2 protein-coding genes and 1 pseudogene are annotated in these 2,537 nt (G+C 68.1%); 2 read left to right on the forward strand and 1 reads right to left on the reverse strand.

Going from position 1 to position 2,537, the window contains the following annotated elements; genetic code table 11:
• A partial coding sequence (locus VFA16_RS12880; protein ID WP_324968185.1) for a RibD family protein occupies window positions 1-237 on the forward strand: 237 nt, incomplete at its 5' end.
• 321 nt (window positions 238-558) lie between these two features.
• Window positions 559-1,746: a PPE family protein gene (locus VFA16_RS12885; RefSeq protein WP_324968186.1), complete on the forward strand. Its 1,188-nt coding sequence runs from the start codon at window positions 559-561 to the stop codon at window positions 1,744-1,746.
• A gap of 12 nt (window positions 1,747-1,758) precedes the next feature.
• Here VFA16_RS12885 and VFA16_RS12890 read toward each other — a convergent pair.
• A pseudogene (locus VFA16_RS12890) lies at window positions 1,759-2,537 on the reverse strand (MFS transporter); the annotation flags it as partial.

Consider the following 2,537-nt stretch of genomic DNA (forward strand, 5'->3'; position numbering starts at 1 on the left):
GCCCTGTCGAATCGCACAGACGTGCTGCTCGAGGGCGGACCCACGCTCGCGGGAGCGTTCCTGCGCGCGGGGGCAATCGACCGCATCCTGGCCTACGTCGCGCCGATCCTTCTGGGCGGCCCCATCACCGCGGTCGACGACGTCGGGGTACCGAGCATCGCGCGGGCGCTGCGCTGGCGCTTCGACGGGGTGGAGCGGGTCGGGCCGGATTTGCTGCTCAGCCTGGTGCCGCGCTAGCCCCCATCGGCGGGAGCGGGCGTATCGGTGCACCGACACGCCGCGCACCCCGTACAAATGCGACCGCCTCGCCGGCAGTAAGGCTGTTCTCGCGTCGTTCTACTCCCATACACCTCCGCGTCACCCAATCCATATCTCTCCCAAATGAATTGGCTTTGCCGCACCGACGAAACCGCAATAAATATGTGTTGTATATGCATACTGCTGCTTAGCTTGAGCGCTAACTCCCCCCAAACATAATGTCTGCCAGAGCTGTTCGTCACGACATTCCGAACCGCATTGCCCACGAACGGCTCTCATCCCTAACGGAGGTGGAAACAATTGGACTATGCAGCGCTACCGCCCGAGATCAATTCTGCGCGAATATATGCCGGTCCGGGCTCTGCCGCACTGCTGGCGGCCGCGGCGGCATGGGGAAAGCTGGCCGCCGAATTGCATGCTGCCGCGGTCTGCTACCAATCTGTGCTCTCGGCGCTGGTCCACGGGTCATGGCTGGGACCGGCGTCAGCGTGCATGGCCGCCGCTGCGGCGCCATATGCGGCGTGGATGAGCGCGACCGCCACCCAGTGCGACCGCATCGCCGCTCAATCCAACGCGGCGGCAAGCGCATTCCAAACGGCGTACGCGATGACGGTGCCTCCGCCGGTGATCGCGGCCAACCGCGCCTTGCTCTCGTCGTTGACCGCGACCAACATCCTGGGACAAAACACCCCGGCGATCGCGGCCACGGAGGCGCACTACGCCCAGATGTGGGCGCAGGATGCCGCCGCGATGTACCGATATGCGGCTGACTCGGCGGCTGCGACGACCGTCGCACCGCTGGCAGCGCCGCCGCAAGTCACCAATCCGGCCGGGCCGGCAGGGCAGGCCGCCGCCGTAGCCCAAAACGTCGGCGCGTCGGCGGGCACGCGCGTTCAGGCGACGCTGTCGCAGCTAACGTCGGCGATACCAATCGCGTTGCGAGAGGCTGCATCTCCGACGTCGTCCACGCCGTACCTGTTGCCGAAGCTTCAGGAGATGCTCGAGACGATGACTTTCGACCCGCACTTCTGGGCGCGGTCCGGATCGACGATAACGTCGGTGATCTCGACGGCGAAGTCGCTGATGCCGGCGGCCAAGGCCGCCGAAAGTGGCGCCAAGGCAGCAGGATCCGCGCTGGCCGGGGGGCTTGGCTCGGCCGGCTTGGCCGTCCCGGGGCGGTCGCTGGGATCGGCGGGGTTAGCTGGGCTGGGGCCCTCGCTGGTCTCGGCGGACCTAGGTCGGGCGCCTTCGATCGGGACGCTGTCCGTGCCCCAGGCGTGGACAGCGGCGGCCCCGGCGACAACCTCCGGCGCAGCGGCGTTGTCGGGCGGCGGTCTGAACTGGGTCGCACCGGCTGGCGCAAGTGAGACGGGAAGCATGCTCGGCGGAGTGCCGATGACGGGCATGGCCGGTCGCAGCGTGGGCGCCGCCGTTCTCAAGGATGGGCTGCGGCGCTTTGTGATGCCCCGTCCGCCAGCTGCCGGATAACCGGCACACGCCCTATGCTTTGGGGCCCACCACCTGCGGCTCGGCTGCCTGCGGCTCCTCGGCGTGGACGCGACGGCTGGACAGCAGCAGACCGAGCAGTGCGCCCACCACGCAGACGACGGCTGTCACGGTAAAGATGCCCCCATACATCTCCGCGAACGACTGCCGGTACAGCTCGCCCTTGATCAGTAATCGTTCTGCGAGGCTGGCGTTGCTGGGTATCGCCGCCGTCTTGGCCGCGACGATCTGGTTGAACCGCTGGAAGCCCCACGCGCTGAGTGCGGCGATCCCGACCAGCATGCCGGTCATCCGGGCCACCACCACCAACGCCGCGGCGATGCCGTGCTGTGCCGACGGCACGACCCGCAGGCTGGCCGACGACAGCGGCCCGATCACCAAACCCAGACCGACCCCAGCGAGCGCCAGGTCGGTGTCCATTGCGGGCAGCGTCACCAAACCGAGGATGTGGTGATGGTGGCTTGGCAGGTCGGGCCGCCACCCGGAGATCAGCCAATACGCGCCAGCCGCGATGAGCAGGCCGATGGACGTCATCGCGCGGTCGCCGATCTTGGTGGCGATCCATCCACCCGTCACCGCCCCGACCGGCAGCGCGGCGAGGAACCAGAGCAACACCAAGGCGGCCTCGTCCTGGTCCTTGCCGAGCACACCCTGGGCGAACAGCTCCACGTCGACCAGCGTCACCATCAGCGCCGCCCCCGCGGCGACGGAGGTGCCCAGCGCGCAGAGGAAAGGCCGGAAGTGCACGCCGGCGGGGTTGATCAGCCGGGTTC

Source organism: Mycobacterium sp. (assembly GCF_035653355.1).
In the GTDB taxonomy this organism is placed as follows: Bacteria; Actinomycetota; Actinomycetes; order Mycobacteriales; family Mycobacteriaceae; genus Mycobacterium.